We start from the raw sequence: 6181 nt of genomic DNA, 5'->3' as shown, positions 1-6181 counted from the left end.
CGTCATTGAAGCACCCACTCATGTTAAAAAGGTGCCTAAGGCCCAGGCGATTGAAGAAGCAAAGGCATTGCTTGCCAAAGTCGGCTTATCAGATAAAGCCGATGTTTATCCCAGCAAACTCTCAGGCGGGCAGAAACAACGTGTTGCCATCGCCCGTGCCCTTGCCATGAAGCCTGATATCCTGCTTTTTGATGAGCCTACCTCCGCCCTCGATCCCGAGCTGGTCGGCGAGGTTCTAACTACGATGAAGGAGCTTGCCCTGGAAGGCATGACGATGGTGGTCGTAACGCATGAAATGAGCTTTGCCCGTGATGTTGGCGACTGGATCGTTTTCATGCATGATGGCCGGGTTGTCGAAAGCGGCCCGCCAAAAGATTTCTTCACAAACCCAAAAGAAGAGCGGACAAAGGAATTCCTGCAAACGACAGTCTTTTGATTTGGCAGGGAGAATTCGTCCTTCATGGCCAATATTCCGGCCCAGGATGGGAGAATTCGTCCTTCACCACCGGTATTCCGGCCAAGACCGGGAATAATTCGTCCTTCTACACCGATTTTCCGGCCTGAAGCCAGGACATCATTATAAGCAATACAGGCGTAAGTTCCTGTATTGCTTATTTTATTTGCCAGGTAAAGATCATACTCGACCCATAAAATGAACGATTCAAGGATATTTTCTTTTTGGAGGCAAAAACTATATACTTGATGAATGGTTTAAGAATGCGCCTCCAAACCTTGTTCCCGGCTCGAACATGGAAAAATATCTGTATTTATGGTATATATACAGGTAAAAGTAAAAGAAGTATATAAATGAAAGAGGTCGAATTCAGTTGGAAAATAACGCTTCGAATTTTATTAAAACGATCATAAAAGATGATCTGGAGACCGGAAAACATGATCATATCATCACACGCTTCCCTCCTGAGCCAAATGGATATTTGCATATCGGGCACGCCAAATCAATCATTTTGAATTTTGGGGTGGCCGATGATTTCAACGGCAAAACGAACCTGCGCTTCGATGATACGAATCCGCTGAAGGAAGATATCGAGTATGTCAATTCCATCAAGGAAGACGTAAAATGGCTTGGTTACGATTGGGATAATCTTTTCTTCGCTTCCGACTATTTCGATGAAATGTTCAAACGAGCTGTGCTGCTCATCAATAAAGGACTGGCATACGTGGACGACCTTAATGCCGATCAAATCCGGGAATATCGCGGATCGCTGACAGAGCCTGGAAAAGACAGCCCTTACCGCAATCGTACGGTTGAGGAAAACCTTGAACTATTCGAAAAGATGCGCAACGGTGAGTTCGAAAACGGTGAAAAGGTGCTGCGTGCCAAAATCGATATGAGCTCGCCGAACATCAATTTGCGCGATCCGGTTATATACCGCATTTCCCATACCGAGCACCATAATACCGGCGATAAGTGGTGCATCTATCCGATGTATGCCTTTGCCCACCCAATAGAAGATGCGATCGAAGGAGTCACACACTCGATTTGTACTCTTGAGTTCGAGGATCAACGTCCGCTTTATGACTGGATCGTCGAAAATTGTGAAATGGAAAGTAAACCGCAGCAATATGAATTTGGCCGCCTTAATCTGACCAATACCGTAATGAGCAAGCGAAAACTGAAACAACTGGTCGACGAACGCTTCGTGGACGGCTGGGACGATCCCCGGATGCCAACCATCTCAGGCTTGCGCAGGCGCGGGTATACCCCTGAAGCCATTCGTGCATTCTGCCAAGAGATTGGCGTCGCGAAAACAAGCGGTGTCGTGGACTCCCAAATGCTCGATCATTTCGTACGGGAGGATTTAAAGCTGAAGGCCCCACGGACGATGGCTGTGTTGAACCCGCTTAAGGTGGTCATCACCAATTATCCGGAAGGCGAGGTTGAATGGCTGGATGCTGAAATCAATCCGGAAGTTCCGGAAATGGGCATGCGCAAAATCCCATTCTCTCGTGAAATCTATATCGAACAAGACGATTTCATGGAAAATCCGCCAAAAAAATATTTCCGTCTTTTCCCGGGCAATGAAGTCCGTTTAAAGCACGCTTATTTCATTAAATGTGAAGAAGTGATAAAAGACGACAACGACAACGTCATTGAGCTTCGCTGCACGTATGACGTGGAAACGAAAAGCGGATCAGGCTTCACTGGACGCAAGGTAAAAGGGACATTGCACTGGGTCGAGGCTTCACAAGCGATTTCAGCGGAATTCCGCAATTACCAACCGTTGATCTTGGATTCCGCAGCGGAAGATGAAGAAGAAAAATCATTCTTGGAGCGGGTTAATCCGGATTCGATTGAAATTTTACAAGGATTCGTCGAACCCAATATGAAAGACGTACAGCCTCAGGATAAATTCCAATTCTTCAGGCATGGCTATTATAATGTCGATACCAAGCTTACGAAAGCCGATCGCTTGGTGTTCAACCAAATCGTCGGATTGAAAAGTTCATTCAAGCTGTAATCAAAAAAGAGAACCAGGCCCCCGTGGGCACTGGTTCTTTGCTTATTTTCAAGCGTATAGTTTGACCCCTTGCTTGGAAAGGGCCTGCTTTAACGTGCTATAGGTCGAGACCTGGCTGAAATCGAGGCCGAGCTGAATCGACGTCTGGGCTACCTCCGGACGTATTCCGGAAATGGTCGATTGTATGCCCAATAATTTAAGGGTGCTTATCAATTCAAAGACTTGTTGGGCGACCATCGTATCCAAGAGTGTGACCCCCGATAAATCGATGAACAGATGAGAAATATTTTTGCTGATGCATTTGCTTGGAGTCGTATCCATGATTTCCTTTGCCCGATAGGTATCGATTTCGCCTATCAAAGGCAACACCGCCATGGCGTCAACGATCGGAATGACCGGTGAACCTAATTCCGTGATCAAATCCTGTTGAGCCAGCAACCGTTTTTGGGTCAATAGATAATACTGCTCAGTGAACTCACGGTTCAATTGATCGAATGCTTGGTTAATTAGCCTGCTCCAGCGAATGATCGTATCCTTCGGAATTTTATTATCATCCTTAAGCATATGGTCAGTGATGAAGTCCCAGTATGTTTCCCTCACTTTATTAAGCGCTTCCAATACCTCGTATATCGGTGTGTCAGATTCAACCCTGCTTTTAGCGACCATAGTCGCCCAATGCTCCATATTTTCAATAAAAGAACTTTTATCTTCTAATAATGCACTGGTCACGGTCTTGATCGTCAACGTATTCTGTTTCCTCAGGAGCTCCTCCACTTCCGCATCGGTATCCACGGAATAGATCGAACCCACCTGCTTTTCCCTTAAAGCCAGCCAATTATCCGTAATCGTTGATGAATGATCAAGGATATACCGATATAAAATCCCATCTACTTTTTCCATTTTCGTTCCCCTATCTCAAAAAAGTTATTTCAACTTAAAAAGCAACAATATATCCCCATATCCCTCTTTCTCCATATCCATTCTTGGAATGAAGCGAAGGGCGGCGGAGTTCATGCAATATCTTGTGCCTTTAGGGCCTGGTCCGTCAGGAAATACGTGGCCCAGGTGGGAATCGGCTTCCCTGCTGCGCACCTCCGTGCGGGTCATTCTGTGGCTTACATCGACTTTCTCATGGACACTTGCCGACATGATGGGCTTTGTGAAACTCGGCCAGCCGCATCCGCTATCATACTTATCCTTTGAACAGAATAGAGGCTCACCAGAAACGACATCCACATATATGCCTTCTTCAAAGTGATCCCAATAGGCATTATCAAAAGGTGGCTCGGTACCATTTTCCTGGGTGATATGAAACTGGGTCTCGGTCAACCTATCTCTAAGATGGGCGTTATCCTTAGGCCAATTTTCTTTTATGAAGGTTTCCCGACCTGAGCCTTTGCGATATAATGCATACCGAAATTGATTTTTCCGATGGAATTGTTGGTGATACTCTTCAGCTGCATAAAATTTTCCCGATGGTAAAATGTCCGTGACAATCGGCTTTTTAAACCGTTCGCTCATCATCAATTCTTCCTTTGATCGCTCGGCTTCCCGTTTCTGGCGTTCATCACGATAGAAAATGGCTGCCTTATATGGCTGTCCCCTATCGGTGAATTGGCCGCCGTCATCTGTAGGATCGATTTGGCGCCAAAATATCTCCACTAATTCCTTATATGAAATGATCGATGGATCGAATATCACCCGAACCGCTTCAACATGATCAGTCGATCCGGCAATCACTTGTTTATAACTCGGGTTGGGAGCAATACCTCCCGTATAGCCTGAAGTCACTTCAATAATTCCATCTGTTTCATCAAAGGGAGCGACCATGCACCAAAAACAACCTCCTGCAAAAACGGCCGTTTCATTCTCATTCATTTTCCACCATCATTCCCTTCATGACAAGTCATTTTATGTATTATATACCGGTATGCCGATACCCTTCCATTTCAATAAATTCTTGTAACAAAATTTGAAAGAGGCACTTGGAAGTATATCCAAGTGCCTCTCAAGATAAATCCGATTTCATTTCATAACATGAGTTACTTAAATGATCACACTGACGATGATCGCTGATAGGATGCTGACAAGCGTCGCACCATATAGCAGCTTCAGGCCGAAACGAGCAACAACATTACCTTGCTTCTCATGCAGCCCTTTGACTGCACCTGCAATGATCCCGATGGAAGAGAAATTCGCAAAGGAAACCAAGAAGACGGAAACGATTCCAACCGTACGGTCACTCAATGTTTTTGCGGCATCCCCTAAGCTCAGCATCGCAACGAATTCATTCGTCACTAGCTTTGTCGCCATGATTCCGCCAGCCGTCACGGTTTCCGAAATCGGAACACCCATGATGAAAGCAAATGGTGCAAAGATATAGCCCAAGATTTCCTGGAAGCTGATGCCGATGATCATATCGAATAAGCTGTTGATCCCTGCAATCAATGCCACGAACCCGATTAGCATGGCTGCAACCGTCATGGCGACTTTAAAGCCATCCATGATATATTCGCCAAGCATTTCAAAGAATGACTGCTTTTCTGCCCCTTCTTCAACGACGAGGATATCATCATCATCCGTAACGGTATAAGGGTTGATGATCGATGCAATGATGAATCCGCCAAACATATTGATGACAATTGCCGTCACGACATACTTTGGCTCGATCATTGTCATGTATGCTCCGACGATCGACATCGATACGGTTGACATCGCTGATGCACAAAGTGTATACATCCGTGCTGGCGGAATGGCACCAAGTTGTTTTTTCAAGGTTATGAAGACCTCGGATTGTCCGACAATTGCGGATGCAACCGCATTGTAAGATTCCAATTTACCCATTCCATTTATCTTGCTTAACAGTAACCCGATCCATTTCATGATGAATGGAAGGATTTTAAAGTGCTGTAAGATCCCGATCAATGCCGAGATGAATACGATGGGAAGAAGAACATTTAAAAAGAACGGTGCCGCTCCTTCATTTGCAATGCCGCCAAATACGAAGCTAATCCCTTCATTTGCCCATTCCAGGAGTTTGCCAAATCCATCGGCAATCGAATTGATGATCACTAACCCGAACTTCGTATTTAATAAAAGATAAGTCAAAATAAGCTGAATGATCACCATGAAGATAATCGGTTTAATTTTAACTTTCTTTCGGTCACTACTCACTAATAAAGCTAGTCCAAAAACAATAAGCAGTCCTAAAATAGCAATCAGAAATTTCATATTCTGCCTCCACTAAGGTGAATTTAATGTTCGTGCATTAATAGTAGGGTACCCTCAAAAAATTTATGCAAACGTTTTCTCTTTCATCCAAAATAGTTGTACGTACCTCTTTAGAACTATATATTAAACTAATTTATTTTGAAGTGCAATCATTATTTCTCATTCAAAAATGGCAATTAGTTACATGTGTGATTTTCTCAAAACAAAAAGAAAGGTCCCTTCTCGAGGAGCCTCCCTGTTTATGAACTTCTTTACCATTTTCAGGCTGCCGTCTTTCTCGTCATTATCGCCGTCGCAATGCCAGCTCCCCCGATCAGAAGGATGATGATGGATGTTGCCAAGCCGCCTGCCCCTTGATAAAAATCGATGTATTCACGAGCTAGAGAATTCCCGCGCTGGAAGCCTCCGCCGCCTGACATCTCTTCTTTTGTCCTGCTGCCATCAGCCCACCCTTGTGGAGGCGTCCCCAA

General features: G+C 44.8%; 6 protein-coding genes. 2 read left to right on the top strand and 4 right to left on the bottom strand.

What is annotated here, in order from left to right:
• Nucleotides 1-436 (top strand): amino acid ABC transporter ATP-binding protein (locus tag CVN76_RS05520; protein WP_157805549.1); only part of this gene is annotated, 436 nt, incomplete at its 5' end.
• 391 nt (nt 437-827) lie between these two features.
• Nucleotides 828-2480 carry a glutamine--tRNA ligase/YqeY domain fusion protein gene (locus CVN76_RS05515; RefSeq protein ID WP_100530562.1) on the top strand — a complete coding sequence of 551 codons (1653 nt, stop codon included), beginning with the start codon at nt 828-830 and terminating at the stop codon, nt 2478-2480.
• A gap of 48 nt (nt 2481-2528) precedes the next feature.
• On the opposite strand, the gene CVN76_RS05510 is transcribed toward CVN76_RS05515, so the two are convergent.
• From CVN76_RS05510 to CVN76_RS05495, 4 genes are all read right to left on the bottom strand, one after another.
• Nucleotides 2529-3380 carry an STAS domain-containing protein gene (locus CVN76_RS05510; RefSeq protein ID WP_100530561.1) on the bottom strand — a complete coding sequence of 284 codons (852 nt, stop codon included), beginning with the start codon at nt 3378-3380 and terminating at the stop codon, nt 2529-2531.
• A gap of 24 nt (nt 3381-3404) precedes the next feature.
• Nucleotides 3405-4358 (bottom strand): peptide-methionine (R)-S-oxide reductase MsrB, encoded by a 954-nt coding sequence (gene msrB / locus CVN76_RS05505; protein WP_100530560.1) that lies wholly within the window; start codon nt 4356-4358, stop codon nt 3405-3407.
• A gap of 168 nt (nt 4359-4526) precedes the next feature.
• On the bottom strand, nt 4527-5711 hold the full coding sequence (locus tag CVN76_RS05500; protein WP_100530559.1) for a NupC/NupG family nucleoside CNT transporter: 1185 nt from the start codon (nt 5709-5711) through the stop codon (nt 4527-4529).
• A gap of 260 nt (nt 5712-5971) precedes the next feature.
• Nucleotides 5972-6181, bottom strand: a 210-nt coding sequence (locus tag CVN76_RS05495) for a hypothetical protein (RefSeq protein WP_157805548.1), incomplete at its 5' end; no start/stop codon positions are given.

The sequence above is a fragment of the Bacillus sp. mrc49 genome, from assembly GCF_002803435.1.
This window is presented reverse-complemented; position numbering and strand designations above follow the sequence as displayed.